The sequence below is a fragment of the Moorena sp. SIO3I6 genome (assembly GCF_010672095.1).
Map to the genome: position 1 here is coordinate 1 of NZ_JAAHHU010001161.1, position 1,614 is coordinate 1,614.

Here is a 1,614-nt window from a genome sequence, read left to right on the forward strand (position 1 = left end):
TTCCTTGGACCGAATGGTGCAGGGAAAACCACTACCATGCGAATTTTGGCAGGCTATTTACCAGCAACCCATGGTACTGCCCGAATTGCTAATTATGATGTTCATGAAAATTCTATGGCAGTACGACGCCGAATTGGTTATTTACCGGAATTTCCGCCACTGTATCCGGACATGACCGTTGAAGGATTTTTGCACTTTGTTGCCCGTATTAAAGGTGTTGCTGCAGGCGATCGCACTACTAAGGTCAAAACTGCCATGGAGCGCTGTAACATAACGAGCAAGGCCAAGCTACTGATCCGCAAGCTTTCTAAGGGCTTCCGTCAACGGGTGGGTATCGCTCAGGCAATTGTACATGACCCACCGGCCATCATTCTAGATGAACCTACAGTTGGTCTTGATCCTCGGCAAATCATTGATGTCCGTAACTTAATTAAGAGCCTTGCTGGTGACCATACTATTATCCTCTCAACCCACATTCTACCAGAAGTGAGTATGACCTGTAGCCGGGTAGCCATTATCAATGAAGGCAAAATTGTAGCAACAGATAGTCCAGACAAGTTACTGGCGGAGTTAACCGGGGGATCAGGTTATGAGTTAGAAATAGATGGTGATGCACAGGAGTTACAGAAATTATTACAAGTTATACCAGGAGTTTGCCTGGTGGAACTGGTTAATGATCAAAATTTACCTGGCGGACGCTCTTTATTCCACATCGTATCAGCACCGGGAGCAGAACCCGCACGGGATATTGCAGCTGTGACTGTGGGAGCTGGTGTAGGGATATACGAAATGCGACGGACTCGCGCTACCCTGGAAGATGTCTTTTTGAAACTAACTACCACCGAAAAACCACTGCCTCAACCCGATCCTGATTTAGAGGAGTCTGATTTACAGGAGTCTCAGGAGTCTGATGAAGGATTAACGATGAAGGATTAACGATGAAGGATGAAAGTTATTTTGAAAACCTTTAACTAAGTAACCTTAAAATAACTAATCCTGAATAACTAATCCTTACCTAACTAACATTCAACCTTAAAACTAACTAAGAGTTAACCTTAAACCTTAAACTAACTAACCTTAAACCTTAAACCTTAAACCTTAAATTTTAAACCTTAAACCCCAAAAATCACCATTTTTAATAAAATAAATAATGATTATAATTTGGAATATATTAGCAATTTTTAGGAAAGAATTACAGGGCTATTTTGCTTCACCATTCGCTTATGTTATCGCCGGTGTATTTTGGTGGCTGTCTGGCTCCTTTTTTGTAGAAATTCTTTTGGATCAAGAGGGTATTATTAACCAAGTTGCAACGGCAGAACAATTGGGTTTACCGATACCACCAGTGGATGTTGCCTATGTATTTTTGCGTCAATTCTTGGAAGTGATGGGTTCACTGTCGTTATTTGTGTTACCAATTCTGTCCATGGGACTCTATGCTGAGGAACGCAAACGCAGGACTTTGGAGCTTTTGGCAACTTCTCCACTAACGAATTGGGCTGTAGCCGTGGGTAAACTCTTGGGAGTGGTGACATTTTATAGCTTTATGGTGCTACCCTTACTTGCCTATGAAGCGATCGCATTTAGTGCTACAGACCCCCCGGTTCAACCTGT

1 protein-coding gene and 1 pseudogene are annotated in these 1,614 nt (G+C 42.6%); both read left to right on the forward strand.

The window, feature by feature from the left end:
• A partial coding sequence (locus tag F6K49_RS47260; protein ID WP_293109443.1) for an ABC transporter ATP-binding protein occupies positions 1–936 on the forward strand: 936 nt, incomplete at its 5' end.
• Positions 937–1,147: 211 nt separating this feature from the next.
• Positions 1,148–1,614: pseudogene (locus tag F6K49_RS47265) on the forward strand (ABC transporter permease); the annotation flags it as partial.